The 20,553-nt window shown below is 45.0% G+C and carries 17 protein-coding genes, 1 tRNA gene and 1 other annotated feature; of the genes, 2 read left to right on the top strand and 16 right to left on the bottom strand.

The genetic code is table 11. From position 1 onward, the window contains the following. Window positions 1–79: 79 nt before the first annotated feature. Complete coding sequence (pta, locus tag G5B11_RS02345; protein ID WP_158420519.1) at window positions 80–1,084, bottom strand: phosphate acetyltransferase; 1,005 nt, start codon at window positions 1,082–1,084, stop codon at window positions 80–82. A gap of 333 nt (window positions 1,085–1,417) precedes the next feature. On the opposite strand from pta, the gene G5B11_RS02340 reads away from it, so the two are divergent. Beyond that, window positions 1,418–2,626, top strand: a complete 1,209-nt coding sequence (locus tag G5B11_RS02340; protein WP_173726741.1) for a nucleotidyltransferase — start codon at window positions 1,418–1,420, stop codon at window positions 2,624–2,626. Between the two features lie 53 nt (window positions 2,627–2,679). Here the strand turns inward: G5B11_RS02340 and G5B11_RS02335 are convergent, their stop codons facing one another. The 15 genes from G5B11_RS02335 to G5B11_RS02265 all read right to left on the bottom strand — a co-directional run bounded on the left by G5B11_RS02335 (window position 2,680) and on the right by G5B11_RS02265 (window position 19,242). Next, complete coding sequence (locus G5B11_RS02335) at window positions 2,680–3,477, bottom strand: ABC transporter ATP-binding protein (RefSeq protein ID WP_173726740.1); 798 nt, start codon at window positions 3,475–3,477, stop codon at window positions 2,680–2,682. Window positions 3,478–3,480: 3 nt separating this feature from the next. Beyond that, complete coding sequence (locus G5B11_RS02330; RefSeq protein ID WP_330603028.1) at window positions 3,481–4,407, bottom strand: ABC transporter permease; 927 nt, start codon at window positions 4,405–4,407, stop codon at window positions 3,481–3,483. Between the two features lie 15 nt (window positions 4,408–4,422). After that, window positions 4,423–5,451 carry an ABC transporter substrate-binding protein gene (locus tag G5B11_RS02325; protein WP_173726739.1) on the bottom strand — a complete coding sequence of 343 codons (1,029 nt, stop codon included), beginning with the start codon at window positions 5,449–5,451 and terminating at the stop codon, window positions 4,423–4,425. Window positions 5,452–5,723: 272 nt separating this feature from the next. Further along, window positions 5,724–5,973: a binding site (T-box leader), on the bottom strand. A gap of 45 nt (window positions 5,974–6,018) precedes the next feature. Then, window positions 6,019–7,383: a PFL family protein gene (locus tag G5B11_RS02320; RefSeq protein WP_158421625.1), complete on the bottom strand. Its 1,365-nt coding sequence runs from the start codon at window positions 7,381–7,383 to the stop codon at window positions 6,019–6,021. Window positions 7,384–7,467: 84 nt separating this feature from the next. Continuing rightward, entirely contained in the window at window positions 7,468–7,740 is a 273-nt protein-coding gene (locus tag G5B11_RS02315) for an ACT domain-containing protein (protein WP_173726738.1), read from the bottom strand. Window positions 7,741–7,766: 26 nt separating this feature from the next. Beyond that, window positions 7,767–8,564, bottom strand: a complete 798-nt coding sequence (locus G5B11_RS02310; protein ID WP_173726737.1) for an MBL fold metallo-hydrolase — start codon at window positions 8,562–8,564, stop codon at window positions 7,767–7,769. Further along, window positions 8,551–9,150 (bottom strand): dephospho-CoA kinase, encoded by a 600-nt coding sequence (gene coaE, locus G5B11_RS02305; RefSeq protein WP_173726736.1) that lies wholly within the window; start codon window positions 9,148–9,150, stop codon window positions 8,551–8,553. Before coaE ends, G5B11_RS02310 begins: the two co-directional genes overlap by 14 nt. Then, a complete protein-coding gene (polA, locus tag G5B11_RS02300) occupies window positions 9,151–11,790 on the bottom strand; it encodes a DNA polymerase I (protein WP_173726735.1) in 2,640 nt (879 codons plus the stop codon). 16 nt (window positions 11,791–11,806) lie between these two features. After that, window positions 11,807–12,145: an anti-sigma factor family protein gene (locus tag G5B11_RS02295; RefSeq protein ID WP_173726734.1), complete on the bottom strand. Its 339-nt coding sequence runs from the start codon at window positions 12,143–12,145 to the stop codon at window positions 11,807–11,809. A 120-nt stretch (window positions 12,146–12,265) separates the two neighbouring features. Continuing rightward, window positions 12,266–14,119 (bottom strand): ATP-dependent zinc metalloprotease FtsH, encoded by a 1,854-nt coding sequence (gene ftsH, locus G5B11_RS02290; protein ID WP_173726733.1) that lies wholly within the window; start codon window positions 14,117–14,119, stop codon window positions 12,266–12,268. Between the two features lie 233 nt (window positions 14,120–14,352). Next, window positions 14,353–14,435 (bottom strand) — tRNA-Leu (locus G5B11_RS02285). Between the two features lie 173 nt (window positions 14,436–14,608). Continuing rightward, window positions 14,609–15,895: a diaminopimelate decarboxylase gene (locus G5B11_RS02280; RefSeq protein WP_158421618.1), complete on the bottom strand. Its 1,287-nt coding sequence runs from the start codon at window positions 15,893–15,895 to the stop codon at window positions 14,609–14,611. 23 nt (window positions 15,896–15,918) lie between these two features. Further along, window positions 15,919–17,352, bottom strand: coding sequence for a pyruvate kinase (gene pyk / locus G5B11_RS02275; RefSeq protein WP_173726732.1), 1,434 nt, complete (start codon window positions 17,350–17,352; stop codon window positions 15,919–15,921). A gap of 51 nt (window positions 17,353–17,403) precedes the next feature. Further along, a complete protein-coding gene (locus tag G5B11_RS02270; RefSeq protein WP_158421616.1) occupies window positions 17,404–18,282 on the bottom strand; it encodes a rhomboid family intramembrane serine protease in 879 nt (292 codons plus the stop codon). An 18-nt stretch (window positions 18,283–18,300) separates the two neighbouring features. Continuing rightward, a complete protein-coding gene (locus tag G5B11_RS02265; protein WP_158421615.1) occupies window positions 18,301–19,242 on the bottom strand; it encodes a magnesium transporter CorA family protein in 942 nt (313 codons plus the stop codon). A gap of 177 nt (window positions 19,243–19,419) precedes the next feature. Here G5B11_RS02265 and aroC point away from each other — a divergent pair, with 177 nt between their 5' ends. After that, on the top strand, window positions 19,420–20,514 hold the full coding sequence (aroC, locus tag G5B11_RS02260) for a chorismate synthase (RefSeq protein WP_173726731.1): 1,095 nt from the start codon (window positions 19,420–19,422) through the stop codon (window positions 20,512–20,514). Window positions 20,515–20,553 lie beyond the last annotated feature (39 nt).

Genomic DNA, 20,553 nt, shown 5'->3' with positions numbered 1-20,553 from the left:
TAAAAAATATGGTAACAGTTTTCTATCTTCACAGTTACAAAATATGTACTTAATATGATGGGCTATAGAATCTGATGGATCAGTCCTGAGCCTGGCACTGAACAGATGTAATAGCTACTACACCTACGATATCATCTGCAGAGCATCCTCTGGAAAGGTCATTTACAGGCTTAGCAATACCCTGTGTGATAGGTCCGTATGCTTCAGCCTTTGCAAGACGCTGAGCCAGTTTGTAACCGATATTTCCTGCATCAAGATCCGGGAATATCAATACATTTGCTTTACCGGCAACCGGGCTGCCAGGAGCTTTGGAAGCACCTACGCTTGGAACGATAGCTGCATCCAGCTGGAACTCTCCGTCAAGTGCAAGCTCTGGATACTGCTCTTTTGCAATCTTTGTAGCTTCAACAACCTTGTCAACATCTGCATGCTTTGCACTGCCCTTTGTGGAATGGGAAAGCATTGCAACAATAGGCTCTTCCTGAACGAGAAGCTTAAAGGACTCAGCTGAAGATCCAGCGATAGCAGCCAGTTCTTCCGGATTCGGGTTCTGGTTCAGTCCGGAATCTCCGAATACAAATGCACCCTTTGCACCATATTCGCAATCCGGAACAATGATCAGGAAGAATGCGGATACAAGCTTTGTACCTGGTTTTGTCTTAAGGATCTGCAGACATGGTCTGAGTGTGTCAGCTGTAGAATGGCATGCACCGGATACCATACCATCTGCATCGCCCATCTTTACCATCATAACACCATAGTACAGATACTGGTTCAGAAGTATCTCCTTTGCCTGCTCAGGAGTCATCCCCTTCTTCTGTCTTAACTCTACTAATTTGTCAATATATCCCTGTGTCTTCTCAGAAGTCTCAGGATCAACGATCTGTGCACCGGAGATATCAAAGCCGCCTTCTGCTGCGCTCTTTTTAACCTTCTCCTCATTACCGATAAGAATCAGCTTTGCAATACCCTCTTTCAGGACCTTGTCAGCAGCTTCCAGAGTTCTCATATCCTCTGTCTCAGGAAGTACGATTGTCTTTACGTTTGCTTTTGCTCTGTTTTTGATTACATCAATAAATCCCATAATAATTCATTAGCTCCTTTCATAAGTGTTGGCCCGACAGAAATTTATCTCAGTCGAGAAGACTCCCACCTCTTTCAGGTGGTGAGTAACAACAAGTTCGTCTCTGTGGGAGTCCAATCTCCGACTGAGATAAACGCTCCGCGAGGATGCGCAGTGATTCTGTAAAGAATATGTCAGCTTACGCTGACCAGAATCACGCGCCAAGTCTCGCGGCTGCTCGACTTGAATTTCTCAGGCCATACCTGTAATGTATTATAAACCTCCCGGCCTTGTATTTCAAGCATTTCGATGGTAGAATGTGCCATATAATCGTATTTTATGAGGTACAATTTCATGAAAACTGTAGGTATCATTGCCGAATACAATCCCTTTCACACAGGCCATAAATATCAGCTTGATCAAATCCGCCAGAAGCTTCATGCGGATTATATTGTGATCGCCATGAGCGGAGATTTTGTGCAGCGGGGCACTCCTGCCCTTTTTTCAAAGCATGTGCGTGCCAGGATGGCTTTATCCTGCGGCGCAGACCTGGTGGTGGAGCTGCCTGTTTCTGTTTCCACAGCCAGTGCCGAAGGCTTTGCAAAAGGAGCTGTACACCTGCTCTCAGGCCTTGGCGTAACAGACGTTCTCTGCTTTGGCAGTGAATCCACAGATACGCAGCTTCTTATGGAGCTTGCCCGGATCCTGCTCAGAGAACCAGAGCCATACAGGCAGCTTCTTACAAAGAACTTGAAAGATGGGCTTTCCTTTCCTGCTGCCAGAAGCAATGCCCTTACCCTTTATACTCATAATCCTCAGCTTGCCACCTTACTTTCCAAACCTAATACTATCCTGGGAATTGAATACTGTAAGGCGATTCTCTCCCTGAAAAGTTCCATCCATCCTTACGCCCTGCAAAGAGAAGGCAGCGGCTACCATGACACTGATCTGTCAGATACTTTTCCTTCAGCTTCCGGTATACGCACCCGGATTTTTAAGGAGCCTTTGGCTTGTTTTCAGGATCTGATTCCATCGCCTTCCTTTTCTATTTTTAAAAAGGCAATCGAGGAAGGGTTGTATTTAAAAGAAAGTGACCTGGATCCTCTTTACAGATATCGTCTTCTCCTGGAAACACCAGATTCTCTTCAGCAGTATCTGGATATGAACGAGGATCTTGCAAGGCGGATCTGTACCTGTGCCTGGGAATATAGCACATTTACTGAATTTGCTGCTAAGGTTAAAACGAAGAATATGACCCAGGCCCGCATTCAGCGTGCACTGCTTCATGCCCTGCTTCAGATCCGACACACTCCCAGCGATTTTCATTATGCACGCATTCTTGGTTTTCGTAAGGCCAGCAGCAGCCTTTTATCCCAAATAAAAAAAAGAGGCTCCATGCCTCTTCTATCAAAGGCAGCAGATGCCGCTTTACTGCTGCCCCCTACAGAAAATAATCTGTTTCAGGAAACTGTTTTTGCTTCTAATCTGTATCAGACCATGCTTTCACAAAAAACCGGCCAGCCTTTCATTCATGAATACAGCCAGCCGGTGGTCGTCTTATAATGATTTAATGTAACTATTTGGCAGGAAGTGTACGCATACTGAATCGTTACGATTTAATTATCTTTTCCTGAAAGCAGGATTCTGTCATTATCCAATTTTTTACCTGCTCCTGCATTGAATTTTTCCAGAAGGCCGGCAACTGTCAGGCCTTCTCTTTCTTTTCCACTGATATCCAGCACAATCCTGCCGCTGTCCATCATCAACGTGCGATTTCCCAGTTCCAGAGCTGAATACATATTGTGAGTGATCATTAGACAGGTAAGATGATTCTCTTCCACCACCCTTTTTGTCATTGCCAGCACCTTAGCTGCTGTACCCGGATCCAGTGCTGCTGTATGCTCATCAAGAAGCAGCAGCTTAGGTGGATTCATGGTATCCATCAGAAGACTTAAAGCCTGCCTCTGTCCTCCGGAAAGAAGTCCTACCGGCTGCGACATCCGGTTCTCAAGCCCAATATCCAGAAGTGCAAGCTGTTCCCTGAACCTTTCCTTGTCTGCTTTGGATACATGAGAAAGCCATCCACCTCTGCCAGCTGCCAGTGCAAGATTCTCCTCAATGGTCATTCCTGGTGCCGTCCCCCTCATAGGGTCCTGATACAGCCGTCCGATACTTTTGGAGCGGATATGCTGTGGCACAAAGGTAATATCCTGTCCATCCAGAACAATAGATCCTGAATCCGTGAGAAAATCCCCGCAGATCGCATTGAACAAGGTAGATTTTCCGGCTCCGTTAGAACCGATGATCGTAGCAAAATCACCTGGCTTCAGAGAAAGAGACAGATCACTTAAGGCCTTTTTTTCATTTACAGTTCCCGGATTAAAGGTTTTGGAAATATGGTTTAATTCCAGCATCTGTCAGATACCTCCCTTCTTGTGTGTCATCCTTCTTCGTATCTGCGGCCATTGTTTCTTCAGATATGGGCCTGAGATTGCCAGGACTACGATCACAGAAGAAACCAGTTTCAGCATAAATGCAGGCATATTCAGTCTAAGCGCAATGGTATATACAAGCCTGAAAATGAAGGCACCCAAAACCATTCCAACAGCCCGAAGCAAAATGCCCCCCTTGCCCAGGATGGTTCCTCCGATCAGAAGGGATGCCAGGGCGATGGTCACCATACCCTGACCAATATTAATATCTACAGACTTCTGTGACTGGGCCAGCAGGCATCCGGAAAGTGCTGTAAAGGAATTGGCCACACAAAGCCCTACAATGGTGGTAAATACCGGATTAATAGAAGAAGATTTAACCATATCCGGATTATTTCCGGTAGCCCGGATCGCAAGACCAAGTCTTGTTTTCAGGAAAAATACAAGGAACGCAACCACGATCACTACTGCGATCAGTGCGACCAGGATCTCTGTCCTTCCCTGGAGAGGGGTACCTTTCAGTGCATCCTTCATCATCGTAAATACGGTGGTGGTCCTGTTCATATTCAAAAGGGAGGAGCCTCCCATCACTGCAATATTCACAGAATACAATCCTGTATTCACAATGATCCCGGCAAGAAGACTGTCCACGCCCATTTTAGTCTGCAGGATCGCAGTTACAAAACCGGAACCTACACCTGCAGCCATAGCTGCAGGAATGGATAAAAACGGGTGTCCGCTGATTGCTACGGTTGCCCCTACTGCTGCTCCAAGCGTAAAACAGCCATCGGTTGACAAGTCACATACGTTCAGCATGGAATAGCTGAGAAACAGCGCCAGAACTGTAAGGGAACAAATAAGTCCCAGCTTTAATGCAGTCTCTCCCAGTGTTAGAATGGTTGCGATATTCACAATAAATTCCTCCGATCAGTCAGCATTCAGCTCATCAAAGCTTTCAGCAGTTGTGATTTCTTTAATCTGTGTGCAGTGTGGCTCAAAAGCCGCCTTAACCTGTTCAAGATCCAGTCCAAGACCTTCACATGTCTCTGTATTGATGGTTGCTGTACCATTATCAAAAGTTTTAACAGGTGTAGCAGCCGGATCTGCGCCATCCAGAAGGATCTGGCTTACCATGTCTGCTGTTTCCTGCCCAAGATTTGCATAATCAACTCCATATCCCATGAAAGCTCCGTTTAATGCAAAGGAATCAGCTCCTGTATACTGAGGGATCCCTGCCTCCATAAATTTCTCATAAATTGAAAGCTCTGCTGTCATAATGGTATTGTCTGTAGGTGTAAATACTGCATCCACACCGTCTGCAACCAATGCATCTGCTGCCAGCTGTACCTCATCTGTTGTGGTACCTGTACGCTCTACAACCTCAATATCTTTCTCCTCCAGGAATGCTTTTGCTTCCTCAATAGCCGTTGCAGAGGAATCCTGTCCTACATCATATAAAAGACCTACTTTTTTCACATCCGGATTCACAGCAAGGATCAGATTCATCACAGATGCTGTGTCAAGATAATCTGAAGTACCTGTAATATTTGCTCCCGGCTCTTCCAAGGATTCTACCAGTCCTGCGCCTACAGGATCTGTAACTGCGGAAAATACAACCGGTGTATCTGTGCCTTCTGTCATAGACTGCATACGCATTGCAACAGGTGTAGCTACACCAACCATTAAGTCTACGCCATCTGCCTGAAAATCAGAAATGATCTGCTCCATAACATTTGCATCTGCATTACAGTTTTCATAAGAAATATCAAAATTTACACCTTTTTCTTTACCAATCTCTTCCAGTTTTGTCTGAAGATTATCTACAATCTGATTCAGGGATGCATCATCCACATAATTGCAGATACCGATCTTGAAGTCATCTGCCATTACAGTTGCTGTCATCATTGCTGTTGCTGCCATTGCTGCCATTACACATACCATCATCTTTTTTTTCATTTTCGTTCTCCTTTCTTGATCCGCTGAACCTGTGTACTAACAAAACAACATTAGAACCAACTCTAATGTTTTGATACCTACGGATTGCTCCGTGCTTTGCACTCTCGCAATCCTACCCTCTATTCGCATATCGTGGGATTAACATCCCACTTTTATGCTCATATAGGGGCGGGTCCCAAGGTCTTTCATCCACTTATGAGCAAGCTCATGTGGATTTAGACCTTTTGACCCTGGTATCAAAAAAACCGCCTCAAGGCAGCATATCTGCTGATCCTTGAGACGGTAATAAGATTCTTATTATCGCGGTACCACTCAAATTGACTCATTGTCCTCTTTCGCATGTACTGTCATACACTCCTGATTGATAACGGGTCCGGTTCCCGTCGGCTCCTACTCTGCTGTAAAATGATTTCGGGCCGCCCTCAAAAGGCCATTCAGCAAACCGCTCCATACAGGCTTCCACCAATACCTGCTCTCTGAAATGTTACATGAATGCTTACTACTCTTTCTCGTTGGTTTAACTGTGTTTTACTTTAGCACACTAATACCCGAATGTCAACACATTTTTTAATTTTTGAAGCTATGGATAGGAGCCGGGATCCTGCCGCCTCTTTCCACAAATGCATCACAGGAGAATGGATTCACCGGCATAATCGGTGCATAGCCTAACAGACCGCCGAACTCAACTGTCTCTCCTACTCCTTTTCCGATCACTGGGATCAGACGAACGGCTGTTGTTTTCTGGTTGACCATACCAATGGCAGCTTCATCTGCAATGATACCGGAAATAGTAGATGCTTTGGTATCCCCTGGTACTGCGATCATATCAAGACCTACAGAGCATACACAGGTCATGGCTTCCAGCTTCTCGATGGAAAGAGCGCCTGCATTCACCGCATCGATCATACCCTGATCCTCACTGACAGGAATGAAAGCTCCACTCAAGCCTCCAACTGCTGTGGAAGCCATAACTCCCCCCTTCTTTACCTGGTCGTTCAGAAGCGCCAGTGCTGCAGTAGTACCTGGTGCGCCTGCACGCTCCAGGCCGATCTCCTCCAGGATCTCAGCCACACTGTCTCCAATAGCCGGTGTAGGGGCAAGTGAAAGGTCTACAATGCCAAAAGGCACACCAAGACGTCTGGAAGCTTCCCTTGCTACCAGCTGTCCTACACGGGTTACTTTAAATGCAGTACGTTTGATCATCTCACAAAGAGTTTCAAAATCTGCACCACGCACCTTTGTCAGGGCGGTCTTTACAACACCTGGACCGCTGACACCTACATTAATAATACTATCTGCTTCTGTAACGCCATGGAAAGCTCCGGCCATAAACGGATTGTCATCCGGTGCATTACAAAATACAACCAGCTTGGCACAGCCCAGGGAATCCTGATCCTTTGTCTCTTTTGCAGTCTCAACCACCATTTCTCCCATAAGCTTTACCGCATCCATATTGATACCTGTCTTTGTGGATCCTACATTTACCGAACTACATACACGATCCGTGCAGGCAAGGGCTTTGGGAATGGAACGGATGAGAAGTTCCTCGGCAGGTGTCATGCCCTTGCTTACAAGAGCTGTATATCCGCCGATAAAATTCACACCAACTGTTTTGGCAGCACGATCCAGTGTTTTGGCAATGGATACAAAATCCTCTGTTGTTTTGCAGGCAGCACTTCCGATCAGTCCAATGGGGGTAACGGAAATCCTTTTATTAACAATGGGAATTCCAAACTCTGCAGAAATCTGTTCTCCGGTAGATACAAGGTTCTCTGCCTTCTTTGTGATCTTATTGTAGATCTTCTCATTTAACTTATCCAAATCACTGTCAATACAGTCCAGAAGGCTGATACCAAGGGTAATGGTACGCACATCCAGATTCTCCTGCTCTATCATTTTATTTGTCTCATTTACTTCAAAAATGTTGATCATATTCTTCTCCTTGCTTCCAGGTCTGCTTCCGTTGTTCTTTTGTTACCGCTGCTTTACTTTCTGCAGTCTTTTCAAAAACCCATATCAGATACGGTGCATCACATTGAAAATATCTTCATGCTGGCAATGGATCACTACGCCGATCTCATCGCCCAGAGCTGAAAGCCCATCGGCAAGAGCGCCTGTATCCTTCTTGGAAGCGCTGGTGTCTGTTACCATCATCATGTTAAAATACCCCTGTACGATGGTCTGGGAAATATCAAGAATATTTACCTGATTCTCAGCCAGGTAAGTACATACTTTCGCAATAATCCCTACAGTGTCATTTCCTACTACAGTAATAATTGTCTTTTTCATCGTATTATCCTTTCTATATGTAAAATTTAAATAATAACCGGTTGGGATAAGCAGTCCCTCCTGGCAACCTGAATCCTGAAATCACCGGAACGGTATGGATTATCCCCCAGTGTTACTTCCGAGCACACAGTTTCATATGCCAGCTGTTCATAATTATTCTCTTTACTAAGATGGCCTAAAAATACAGCCTTCAGATTGTCATGGAGAAGTCTGCACAAAAGCCTTCCTGCATTTTCATTGGAAAGATGCCCCCGATCTCCCAGTATCCTCTGTTTCAGATAATATGGATATTTTCCCACCTGAAGCATGCGGATATCATGGTTTGCTTCCAGAAGCAAGGCATCCAGCCCCTGAAGATGCTCCACAATATAATCATTATATTTCCCAAGGTCTGTTGCAATCCCTACAGAACTGCTGCCATGCTCAAGCCGGAAGCCAACCGGTTGTGCTGCATCATGAGGGATAGTAAATGCATTTACTTTCAGATCCTTTATCTGAAACGGTTCATCCTCCCGGATCTCCTGGATCAGTCCCTGGGGCAGCTGGCCAAGCCCTTTCGACCTGCTGATGGCATCTGCAGTACCTCCTGTTGTGTAAATGGGAATCTGGTATTTTCTTGAGATCACGCCAAGACCGCCTATATGGTCAGAATGCTCATGAGTGATCAAGATCCCATCAATATCTTTCCCTGTAAGATCTAGTTCATTCAGGCCCTTCTCGATCCGTCTGCCGCTAATCCCTGCATCTATCAGAAGATGTGTCTCCTGTGTGCCTACGTAAATACAGTTTCCGCTGCTTCCGCTGGCAATACTACAAAACCGCATGTTTCTCTATCCTCTCCCTGATCTGGGCATAAGTTCTTTCCAGATCATTATTATTTTCAATCACATAATCTGTATGGGCACGAAAATACTCCTCAGTTGCCTGGCTGGCAATGATCCCTTCCGCTTTTTCCCTTGTATAACCTCTGCTTTCTTCCAGACGACGAATCCGAATCTGTGGATCTGTATGGATATACCAGACCTGATCACAAAAATCCTGATAATGTTCTTCCAGAAGAAGGGCTGCCTCCACCACACAAAGCCTGCATCCACTTTCCTGAAGTTCCCGTATCCTGCGGCAAATGTACCGTTTTACTGCCGGATGGATTACAGACTCCAGCATTTTCAGAAGGTGCGGCTGTTCAAATACTACATCCGATACCCTCTTTCGGTCAATAGTTTTATCCTCTTTTATGATTTCTTTTCCGAAAATACCTATTACATCATCATAACATTCTTCTCCTGGTTCCATTACCAGATGGCCCACCTGATCTGCCTGTATGACGGCTGCACCGTATTCTTTTTCCAGAAAAGCAAGTACAGTGCTTTTTCCTGCACCTACCCCTCCTGTGATCCCGATTATCCTCATTTATTTTGCCTCGTACCAGCTGCTTCCTTCATGCATATCCACTTCCAATTCTACCTGAAGGCTAGCTGCACCTTTCATCTCTTCTTCCAGGATCCTGGCTACCTGCGTAAGTTCTTCTTTCCTTGTCTCGATCAGAAGCTCGTCATGCACCTGCAGAACAAGCCTGGATTTTTTGCCTTCTGATTTCAGGCGTTTGTATACCCGATTCATGGCAATCTTAATAATATCTGCAGCAGTTCCCTGGATAGGTGAATTCATAGCCACCCTTTCTCCAAAAGAACGCTGCATAAAATTACTGGACTTTAATTCCGGTACAGGACGCCGTCTGCCATACATGGTACTGGCATAGCCTTTCTCCCTGGCAGTCTCCACCAGATCATCCAGAAACTCCTTGATCTTTGGATAAGTCTCAAAATATTTTTGAATATAATCTGCTGCTTCTTTTCTGGTAATACTTAAGTCCTGGCTCAGTCCAAAGGAGCTGATACCGTAAACAATACCAAAATTCACTGCCTTTGCATTTCTTCGCTGAAGAGGTGTTACCTGATCAAAAGGTACATGAAACACCTGGGACGCTGTCAGCCTGTGAATATCCTGAGCCTGCTGATATGCCTGGATCAGGGTCTGATCCCCGGACATATGTGCCAGAACACGAAGCTCGATCTGGGAATAATCTGCATCAAGAAAAACGCAGCCATCTTCAGGTACAAAAACCTTACGGATCAATCGCCCAAGTTCCATACGTACCGGGATGTTCTGAAGATTAGGCTCTGTGCTGCTGATCCTGCCGGTTGCAGTAATGGTCTGGTTAAAGGTAGAATGGATCCTGCCATCCTTATCGATCATACCGGCAAGACCATCTGCATATGTAGACTTCAGTTTTGCCAGCTGCCTGTATTCCAGGATATCTTTAATAATGGGCTGCTGCTGGGCCAGCTTCTCCAACACATCTGCAGCTGTGGAATAACCGGTTTTGGTCTTCTTTCCGCCTTTGATCTCCATTTTCTCGAAAAGGACCACTCCCAGCTGTTTTGGTGAATTAATATTGAATTCTTCTCCTGCCTGCTGGTAAATAGCCTGTTCCAGTTCATGGATCCTGACTGCCAGTCTGTCCCCATAAGCCTTTAGTTCCTCTCCCTTTACCTGAATTCCTGTTTTCTCCATGGAATCAAGAGTAAAAATAAGAGGCAGCTCGATCTGGGTATATACCTTCCACATTCCTGTTTCTTCCAATGCCTGCTTTAAGGGTTCCATGCAGGAAAGCACAGTTTCTGCTGTATAGCAGGCATAGGAGGACAGCCCTTCCTGGCCCTCCTCCCAGGCCTTTCTAAAGGATGCCTTTCCAAGAAGTTCTTCCCTGGAGGGTATTATCTTCCCTCCTTCATACTCCCTCGCCAGATCCTCGCAAGTGTAGGTGGATTTCAATGGATTCAGAAGGTAAGCTGCCACACCTGCATCAAAAACCTGGTGTTCTTCTTCCAGGTTCACATGCTTCAACATTGTTTTTATATCTATGGCGCAGATCCTGGTATTTAACGCAAGATCTGCGATCTTTCCGCATAAATAGGGGCCTGTAATAAAATTGGCCACTGGAATATAATATATCTCCTGCTCAGTGATGGCAAGTCCCAGTCCGTAAACCTCTTCCTTGTCAGATAAAAGAGCTGTTCCTACAACCTTTTGCTTCCCTGCTTTTTCAAAAAGGGCTTCACATCCGGACAGATCCTCACAGGTAAAAAATTCTTTTACTTCTGTAAGCTCCTGGGACATTGTCTGATCAAACCTGGCCAACAGATTCTTAAAATCAAGCCTTTTGCAAAGGGCAAATGCTTCTTTTGTATACAGATCGCCCAGTCTGGCTTTTTCATAGGAGAAATCCACTGGACTTTCTGTATTAATGGTTGCAAGTGTTTTTGACAACTGAGCCAGGTTATAATGCTCCCGCAGGGATTCTCTGGCCTTATTTGGCTTGATTTCTTCCACATGCTGATAAGCATTCTCAATGGAACCGTATTCAACGATCAGCTTAGTGGCAGTCTTTTCACCCACGCCAGGAATCCCTGGGATATTGTCTGCAGAATCTCCCATTAATGCTTTCAGTTCAATGATCTGTGCAGGTGTTACCTGATACTTTTCTATTACCTGCTGTGCATGATAATCCTCTATGGTAGTCTTGCCACGTACAGTCTTAGGAAGGCGGATCATCACTTTTTCGGTTGCCAGCTGAAGCAGGTCCCTGTCACCGGACAGAATAGTTACATCCATACCCTTTGCTTCACTTTGTCTTGCAAGAGTTCCTAACAGATCATCTGCTTCATATCCTTCTTTGGACACGATCTCCACGCCCATTGCCTGCAGCATCTCTTTGATCAGCGGAACCTGTTCCCGCAATTCCTGCGGCATAGGCTTACGTGTGCCTTTATATGCTTCATATATCTTATGCCGAAAGGTAGGTGCATGCAGGTCAAATGCTACCGTCAGATACTTTGGCTTCTCTTCTTCCAGGATTTTTAAAATAATATTCAGGAAACCATAGACAGCTCCTGTATGCAGCCCTTCTGAATTGGTCAGATCCGGAAGACCGTAAAATGCCCTGTTCAGAATACTGTGCCCATCTATCAGCAATATTTTTTCACTCATCTGTCTGTCTCCTTTCCTACAATAGCTGCGTGACTGCATAAAACAGAAATCCTGCCAGCCCTGCCGCAAGAATACAGATCACTACGCCAAAAACAGTCCTGAAAAACTTCTTTTTCAGGATATATCTTCTGCTTTTACGAATATCCTCTTCAAGCAACTCCCGAAAATCCAGAATCTGGTCTTTTCCGTTTTCATCCAGCTGCTCCATCGCCTTATGGACAATAAAATAGGTTTCCAGTTCATCATAGCAGGAAGAGCACTCCTCTACATGTTCCAGAAAGCTCTCTAATTCATTTACACTTAATGTATGGTCAATATAACGATTCACCATACTTTCCGCAGTGCTGCAGTCCATAATGCCAGTCTCCTTTCAGCCCTATATCAGAGGTATTATAACGGATAATCCGTAAAAAAACAAGGGACCGACTCCCGCAGATCAAAAATCTGTGTGTCAGTCCCTCTTTAGCGTGGTATATTATGCCCCTACAGATACAGATGGCCCATTCAGGATTTTCATAAACTCTTCTCCTGTAATCGTCTCCTGCTCATACAGGAATTTGGCCAATTCGTGAAGCTTGTCAATATTCTCAGTAAGAATTCTGGTTGCTTTCTCATGTTGTCTGCGTACCAGCTCAACAACCTTTTTGTCCAGAAGGGTCTGGGTCTCAAAGGAACAGGTAAGACTTGAATCTCCGCCCAGATACTGATTGCTCATGCTTTCCATGGCAACCATGTCAAAATCATCACTCATACCATACCGGGTGATCATTGCCCTGGCAATCTTGGTCGCCTGCTCTATATCATTAGAAGCTCCGGTGGTAATGCTATGGAAGATCAGCTCTTCTGCTGCACGTCCTCCTGTAAAAGTAGCAATCTTATTCTCCAGTTCTTCCTTGGACATAAGATAATGCTCCTTTTCATCCACCTGCATGGTGTATCCTAATGCCCCGGAAGTGCGTGGAATAATAGTGATCTTGTGTACAGGTGCAGAATCTGTCTGTCTGGCAGCTACCAGGGCATGACCAATCTCATGATAGGAAACGATCAGCTTCTCCTTGTTAGAAAGAACCCGGTTCTTCTTCTGATATCCTGCAATAACTACCTCAATACTTTCTTCAAAATCTGCCTGAGTGGCAAATCTCCTGCCATCGCGTACTGCACGTAAAGCTGCCTCATTCACAATATTGGCAAGCTCTGCTCCTGATGCACCAGCTGCTGCCTTGGCAATCTCATCAAACCGCACAGAATCAGAAATCTTGATCTTCTTTGCATGTACCTTCAGGATCTCTTCCCGGCCCTGAAGATCTGGAAGTTCTACCGGGATCCTCCGGTCAAAGCGTCCCGGCCTTAAAAGTGCCGGATCCAGGGAATCCGGACGGTTGGTAGCTGCAAGGATCACTACGCCCTTAGATCCATCAAATCCGTCCATCTCTGTAAGAAGCTGATTCAGTGTCTGCTCACGCTCATCATTGCCTCCTGAGAAACCTGCTCCATCACGCTTCTTACCAATGGTGTCGATCTCATCAATAAATACAATACAGGGGGCTTTTTCATTGGCCTGCTTAAACAGATCCCTTACCTTGGCAGCTCCCATACCAACAAACATCTCTACAAACTCAGAGCCTGAAATGGAAAAGAAAGGAACCTCAGCCTCCCCTGCCACTGCTTTAGCAAGAAGAGTCTTACCAGTACCCGGAGGGCCTACAAGAAGCGCTCCTTTCGGCATGGATGCACCAATATCTGCATATTTGCGAGGATTATGAAGATAATCCACGATCTCTGTAAGAAGCTCCTTTGCCTCATCCTCACCGGCTACATCTGAGAACTTGATCCCATTGGTGGACTTCACATATACCTTGGCATTGCTTTTACCAAAGGACATCATCCCCCCAGGGCCTCCATTTCCCATAGAATTCATCATCTTCTTGCTGATCCATCTGCCCAGAAGTACAAAGATCAGGATCGGGATCAGATAACCTGCCAGCAGGTTCAGAAGTATGGATGGCTTCTGGGGCTCTACCACTTCCATGCTAGTACCGGCCTCATATAAACGGTCTACCAGCTGGGGATCCTCCATCCGCACTGTCCTGCACACCGTCTTGGTGTCATCTTTCTCTACCACATAATAAATATAGCTGTCCTGTATCTCAGCCTTAGTAACATTGCCACTATCCACATTCTTCAGGAAGGTGGTATAATCGGTCTTCTCCACACTTCTCCCCTGGATCATGGGAAGTACCAACATGTTCAGAACCAGGATCACAACCACTGCTGCCAGTGTATATACATATAATGGACGTTTGCCTGGCTTTTTATCATTCAGACTCATGCTTTTTCCTCCGTTTTGTGTTGTATACCTGATGCTATCACTATTTATTCTGAATATCAACAGACCCGGATCATATTTCATAAACTTTTTAGAATTAAAGTTACTGTTCACTCCGTTCACAGCAACTTGGTCAAAATCCCATCCTCGGGGAACGTTTTTTGCGTAACAGAAACATTGCAAAGTGATTTCGTATTGCATAAAAAAAAGCCCTGATCTCTCAGAGCTTGAAAAAGTGCCGGCAGTGGGACTTGAACCCACACGTAGTTGCCTACAACAGATTTTGAGTCTGCCTCGTCTGCCATTCCGACATGCCGGCGCTTGAAACAAAAGTTATCTTATCACAAAAGGCTCGCTTATGCAAGCCTTTTATGATAGATACTGAAATATTTTTATGAACCCTTTATGATGGATACTGAAATATCTTATGCTGCTATTTTATGATAGATTCAGAATCACGCGCCAAGTCTCGCGGCTGCTCGACTTGAATTTTCAGAATTTATCTGCATCTTCCAAAAGCTTTTCATAAATCGGAAAGCAGTCAAAAGTTGCAAAATAATCCTTTGGTGTTTCTGCCCTGCGGATCATCTCAAAGGATCCGTCTTCTTTCAGAAGAATCTCGGAAGACTTCAGCTTTCCGTTATAATTGTATCCCATGGAAAAGCCATGAGCGCCTGTGTCGTGGATCACCAACAGATCTCCCTTAGAAATCTCCGGAAGATAACGGTCAATAGCAAATTTATCATTATTTTCACAAAGAGAACCGGTAATATCATACATATGATCGCAGGGCGCATCCTCTTTTCCCATAACAGTAATATGGTGATATGCCCCATACATTGCAGGACGCATCAGGTTGACTGCACACGCATCCACACCAATATACTCCTTGTGGGTATGCTTCTCATGAATAGCTTTTGTTACCAGACAGCCATAGGGACCCATCATAAAACGGCCAAGTTCTGTGTAAATAGCCACATCTCCCATACCAGCCGGTATCAGCACTTCTTCATAAACTTTGCGTACCCCCTCTCCGATCACCTTGATGTCGTTGGGGGTCTGCTCCGGACGGTAAGGAATGCCAATACCACCGGACAGGTTGATAAACTTCACATGCGCACCTGTTTCTTTCTGAAGCTTTACAGCCAGCTCAAACATTACTTTTGCCAGCATCGGATAATATTCATTGGTAACAGTATTACTTGCAAGGAATGCATGGATACCAAAATTCTCTGCACCTTTTTCTTTCAGGATACGGAAAGCCTGGAAGATCTGCTCCGTAGTCATTCCATACTTTGCATCACCCGGGTTGTCCATAATATCATTGCTGATCTTAAATACACCACCTGGGTTGTAACGGCAGCTGATGGTCTTTGGAATACTGCCAACTGCACGCTCCACACTTTCAATGTGGGTAATATCATCCAGATTGATGATACCGCCGATCTCATCCGCATATTTAAACTCCTTCTCCGGCGTATCATTAGAAGAAAACATAATGTCTCCTTCCTTACATCCAATGGCCTTTGAAAGCATCAGTTCTGTCATGGAAGAACAGTCACATCCACAGCCATATTCCTGAAGGATCTTGATCAGATATGGATTGGGCGTAGCTTTTACTGCAAAAAACTCCTTAAATCCTTTGTTCCACGCAAATGCTTCCTTTAAAGCTTTTGCATTATCACGGATCCCTTTTTCATCATAAAGATGAAAAGGAGTAGGATATTTTGCAGTGATCTCCTGCAGCTTTTCAAGGGTAACAAACGGTTTTTTCTTCATAATAATCTTCTCCTTATGCCTGGCTATTTTGTCTCAATGATGTGCATCATATTTGTCACTGCACCCTCTGTAGTCATGTTTGTTGCAGGGTCTCCTGCTGTAAATACAAGAAGATCTCCTTTCTTAACGTGTTCCTTTGCTTTAACAACATTCATGGCCTGGGAAATGATATGCTCTGTTGAATCCTTATGATATCCCTTCAGAGGACAGACTCCCCATGCAAGCTGCAGCTTGTGCTGAACACGCTCGTTAGGTGTAATGGCATAAATAGGAACCTCCGGGCGGTAGTTGGAAATCAAAAGTGCAGTCTTTCCGGTCATGGTAGGCGTTACAACAGCAGCTGCCTTCAGATCCCTTGCAGCCTGTACTGCAGCAAGTCCTACTGCGCTTGAAACAAAGCCTTGTCTGAACATGTTCCTGTCTTTTCTGTGAAGGGTGTTATTAAGATGTGGCTCTGTAGTCTCAGCAATCTCCACCATCATCTTCACTGCCCGTACCGGATATTTACCTGCTGCAGTCTCACCGGACAGCATGATCGCATCTGTGCCGTCATAAATAGCATTTGCCACATCTGCCACCTCAGCCCTGGTAGGTCTGGGATTACGGATCATAGAATCCAGCATCTGTGTGGCAGTGATCACAAGGGCATAATTCTCATTACACTTCTGGATAATGCTTTTCTGGATATGGGGAACCTGGCTGGCAGGTATCTCCACGCCTAGATCTCCCCTGGCCACCATAATGCCATCTGCCTCCTGGATAATGGAATCAATATTATCCACACCCTCTGCATTCTCTATCTTGGCAATGATGCCGATATCGCTTCCGCCATTCTCATCAAGAAGCTTACGGATATCACGGATCACCTGTGCATTACGCACAAAAGAAGCTGCCACATAGTCAAATCCCTGTTCAATCCCGAAAAGAATATCCTTTTTATCCTGTTCTGTGATCCCCGGAAGATTCACCTTTACGTAAGGAACATTCACTCCCTTTCGTTCTCCCAGTTCACCACCATTTAAGACACGGCAAATAATATCTTTTCCTTCGATCTTCTCGATCTCCAAACCGATCAGTCCGTCATCGATCAGGATCTTACCGCCTGGCTTCACATCCTTGTATAACTCTTCATAAGTGATCGCCACCTTGTGCTCATCACCTTCAAAATCTCCGACTGAAAGAATAAACTGACTTCCTGAAGTTAACGTAACTTTCCTGCCATCTTTTAGAAGCTTTGTACGGATCTCAGGTCCTTTTGTATCCAGGAGCATGGCTACCGGCACATCCAGTTCTTCCCGCAAAGACTTGACCAGTTCCACTCTGCCCTTATGTTCCTCATGGTCCCCATGTGAAAAGTTAAATCTGGCAATATCCATTCCAGTCAGGATCATTTCCCTCATAATCTCCCGGCTGCTGCTGGCTGGACCAAGCGTACAAATGATCTTTGTTCTCTTCATGACAATTCTCCCTCTAAGTAAAACGCAATGCTGTTGTAAAAAGTGTCCCTGTCATTTCACATGTGTATGGGTAAACAAATGATCCTGACAGTATTCATAATTGCCATTGCATTTGGAACAGAAACGAAATTCCAGATTTGGATCATCCTGCTCAGTTCTGCCGCAGATGGCACATTTATGCTTTGTAATGGCACCATTCTGCCCGGTACGGCTCTTTGGCTCCATAGCACGGCGAAATTCGTTGCGTCTGTGAACCTCTTTAGGATTATAACGTTGAAGATCCCGCGTTCCCAGAAAATAAATAACAAAATTCAGAAGGGATGCAACGATCAATACAGCCATAAACCAGGCACCCATACGGATATAGCTGATCATCTCATATATGATCATCACTCCGTAGAAAATGGACATCCAGCTCATCTTGATCGGAATAATAAAATACAGCATTACCCGCATATTGGGGAAAGAAACACCGTATGCCAGGAATACAGATACACTGATATAATAGGTGGTAAAATAATTCCAGACACCATCACTGACCCCGTCGTATCCCAATCCGTAAACTGCGATCAGATACAGGGCAAATGCTCCGATAATGGTAAATACCATACCTGAAGCAATATAAATAGTATACCTAAGGCTCCCCCAGGTATGCTCCAGAGATGTGCCAATAGGATAATACAAAAACAGAACTGCGATCACAAACCAGAATACGCCTCCGTTGGACGGTGGCAGAAATACCCAGGTCACAAGCCGCCAGATCTGTCCGTGCAGGATCTTCTCAGGATTTAATGTAAACCAGGTAAGGAAGCCGGAATTCACAATACTGATGATATATCCAATCACGTAACAAATGATAACATACAGGGTCAGATTATTGATCCCGCCGTATTTACCGTATTTTCTTTCAAGTTTATCAATCCACTTCATTTCCTTGTGTGTCCTCCATCAGAAAAATTTCTTTTTTGATAATATGACAGCTGCGATAATACTAACTGCTATAGATAAAAGAATAATGATCAAAAAACCATGGGTAGTAAAAGAAAATGGCATTCCATGTGCATTCAGATTCATCCCGTAAGCGCTGAAAATAATCGTTGGAATACTCATCACGATCGTTATCACGGAAAGTACCTTCATAACTACATTCAGGTTATTGGAGATAACAGACGCAAAAGTACCCATCATACTGCTCAGGATCCCACTGTATATATTGGCCATCTCGATTGCCTGCTTATTCTCTATGATAACATCCTCCAGAAGGTCTGTATCCTCCGGATACTGCTTGATGGTATCTACTTTCAAAAGCTTTTCCAGCACAACTTCATTAGATCTGAGCGAAGTGGTAAAATAAACCAGCGACTTCTCCAATTCCAGAAGCTCCATCAGTTCCTGATTACGTGTGGACATGTGAAGCTTTTCCTCCACCTGCTCGCTTTTCTTGTCAATGATACGCAGATACCGCAGGTACATACTGGCATTCCTGTACAGGATCTGCAGGATAAACCTGGTCTTCATGTATGTGAAAAAGTTCCGCACACGTCCCTCCATAAAGCGTGCAAGAACCTGCGTATCCTCCAGACAGATAGTAAAGATCATCTTTTTTGTGACAATAATGCCTAAAGGGATGGTGCCATACCAGTCTTTGTCATTTCTTTCTTCGATCATAGGAATATCTACCAGGATCAGGGTATAATTATCCTCTGCCTCTATACGGGCACGCTCTTCTTCATCCAAAGGTGCGCGCAGATCATCCACTTCAATTCCAAAACGCTCGGAAATCTGAAAAATCTCTGTAGCCGTAGGATTGGTAAGTGCTACCCAGCATCCTTCTTCCGGCTCCTGAATCTCATGAATGGAGCTGTCGATCGTTTTAAAAATCCTGACCATGATTTTCCTCCCTTCCTGTCCCTTTGAAGCCAAATGGACAAGTTCAATTCATTATAAATTGTGCCGGAATTTTTGTCAATTCTATTGGTTTCGGTTTACAAATTTTTAACACCTGTCTATAATAAAGAAATCCGGAAACATCATTATCCCGGACAGACCACAAAAAGGAGACAACTTATGAGCAGATCATCTTTTGGAAATAGATTTACAGTAACCACCTGGGGAGAATCCCATGGGAAAGCCCTTGGTGCTGTAGTAGACGGCTGCCCAGCAGGGCTTCCCCTACAGGAAAGTGATATCCAGTACTTTCTGGACAGACGCAAGCCAGGTCAGAGCCGTTATACCACCTCCCGGCAGGAGGGTGATCAGGTAGCGATCCTTTCCGGTGTATTTCAGGGACGCACCACCGGAACTCCCATATCCATGATCGTATGGAATAAGGATCAACGGTCAAAAGACTATGGGAATCTGGCCTATACCTACCGCCCAGGCCATGCAGACTTCGGTTTTGACCAGAAATACGGCTTCCGTGATTACCGTGGCGGTGGACGTTCTTCCGGCCGTGAAACTATAGGCCGTGTAGCCGCCGGAGCCATCGCCTCCAGGATTCTTTCCGAAATGGGCATCTCTTTGTGCACTTATACCCGTTCCATCGGGGAAATCCAGATCCAAAGCTTTGATCCACAAGCCATCAATAAAAATCCTTTCTATATGCCGGATCCTTTGGCAGCAGACAAAGCCAGTGCTTATCTGGAAGAATGTATGAAAAATCAGGATAGTGCAGGCGGTGTGATCGAATGCAGGATAAGCGGTGTTCCTTCTGGTCTTGGAGAACCGGTATTTGACAAGCTGGATGCAATGCTTGCCCAGGCCATAATGTCCATTGGTGCAGTAAAAGCAGTGGAAATCGGCGATGGTGCTGCTGTTTCTACCATGAAAGGCTCCACAGATAATGACGGCTTTACCGTAAAAGACGGTCATATTACCAAAAGCACCAATCATGCAGGCGGGATCCTGGGCGGGATCAGTGATGGAAGTCAGATCCTTCTTCGGGCACATATAAAACCCACCCCGTCCATCAGCCAGCCACAGAATACTGTAACCAAAGATAAAGAGCCTATATCCCTTGAAATCCATGGACGCCATGATCCTGTGATCGTACCAAGAGCAGTAGTCGTAGTGGAATCCATGGCTGCTCTTGTGCTTACAGATGCACTTTTTACCAATATGAGCTGTCAGATGGATAAAATCAAAACCTTCTACAATCGGTAAAATCAGCTTTGAAAGAAAAAACTGCTGCAGACACTTCTT

Source organism: Blautia glucerasea (assembly GCF_013304385.1).
In the GTDB taxonomy this organism is placed as follows: domain Bacteria; phylum Bacillota; class Clostridia; order Lachnospirales; family Lachnospiraceae; genus Blautia_A; species Blautia_A ammoniilytica.
Note: the sequence above shows the minus strand (reverse complement) of the source record. Positions and strands in the feature narration are given on the sequence as shown.

What these genes read in the sequence shown, in the direction of transcription:
- G5B11_RS02340 (WP_173726741.1), top strand. Translation starts at nt 1,418, where the DNA reads ATGAAAACTGTAGGTATCATTGCCGAATACAATCCCTTTCACACAGGC.
- G5B11_RS02280 (WP_158421618.1), bottom strand. Translation starts at nt 15,895, where the DNA reads ATGAAGAAAAAACCGTTTGTTACCCTTGAAAAGCTGCAGGAGATCACT.
- pyk (WP_173726732.1), bottom strand. Translation starts at nt 17,352, where the DNA reads ATGAAGAGAACAAAGATCATTTGTACGCTTGGTCCAGCCAGCAGCAGC.
- G5B11_RS02295 (WP_173726734.1), bottom strand. Translation starts at nt 12,145, where the DNA reads ATGGACTGCAGCACTGCGGAAAGTATGGTGAATCGTTATATTGACCAT.
- G5B11_RS02320 (WP_158421625.1), bottom strand. Translation starts at nt 7,383, where the DNA reads ATGATCAACATTTTTGAAGTAAATGAGACAAATAAAATGATAGAGCAG.
- coaE (WP_173726736.1), bottom strand. Translation starts at nt 9,150, where the DNA reads ATGAGGATAATCGGGATCACAGGAGGGGTAGGTGCAGGAAAAAGCACT.
- ftsH (WP_173726733.1), bottom strand. Translation starts at nt 14,119, where the DNA reads ATGAGTCTGAATGATAAAAAGCCAGGCAAACGTCCATTATATGTATAT.
- pta (WP_158420519.1), bottom strand. Translation starts at nt 1,084, where the DNA reads ATGGGATTTATTGATGTAATCAAAAACAGAGCAAAAGCAAACGTAAAG.
- G5B11_RS02315 (WP_173726738.1), bottom strand. Translation starts at nt 7,740, where the DNA reads ATGAAAAAGACAATTATTACTGTAGTAGGAAATGACACTGTAGGGATT.
- G5B11_RS02265 (WP_158421615.1), bottom strand. Translation starts at nt 19,242, where the DNA reads ATGGTCAGGATTTTTAAAACGATCGACAGCTCCATTCATGAGATTCAG.
- polA (WP_173726735.1), bottom strand. Translation starts at nt 11,790, where the DNA reads ATGAGTGAAAAAATATTGCTGATAGATGGGCACAGTATTCTGAACAGG.
- G5B11_RS02325 (WP_173726739.1), bottom strand. Translation starts at nt 5,451, where the DNA reads ATGAAAAAAAAGATGATGGTATGTGTAATGGCAGCAATGGCAGCAACA.
- G5B11_RS02310 (WP_173726737.1), bottom strand. Translation starts at nt 8,564, where the DNA reads ATGCGGTTTTGTAGTATTGCCAGCGGAAGCAGCGGAAACTGTATTTAC.
- G5B11_RS02335 (WP_173726740.1), bottom strand. Translation starts at nt 3,477, where the DNA reads ATGCTGGAATTAAACCATATTTCCAAAACCTTTAATCCGGGAACTGTA.
- G5B11_RS02270 (WP_158421616.1), bottom strand. Translation starts at nt 18,282, where the DNA reads ATGAAGTGGATTGATAAACTTGAAAGAAAATACGGTAAATACGGCGGG.
- aroC (WP_173726731.1), top strand. Translation starts at nt 19,420, where the DNA reads ATGAGCAGATCATCTTTTGGAAATAGATTTACAGTAACCACCTGGGGA.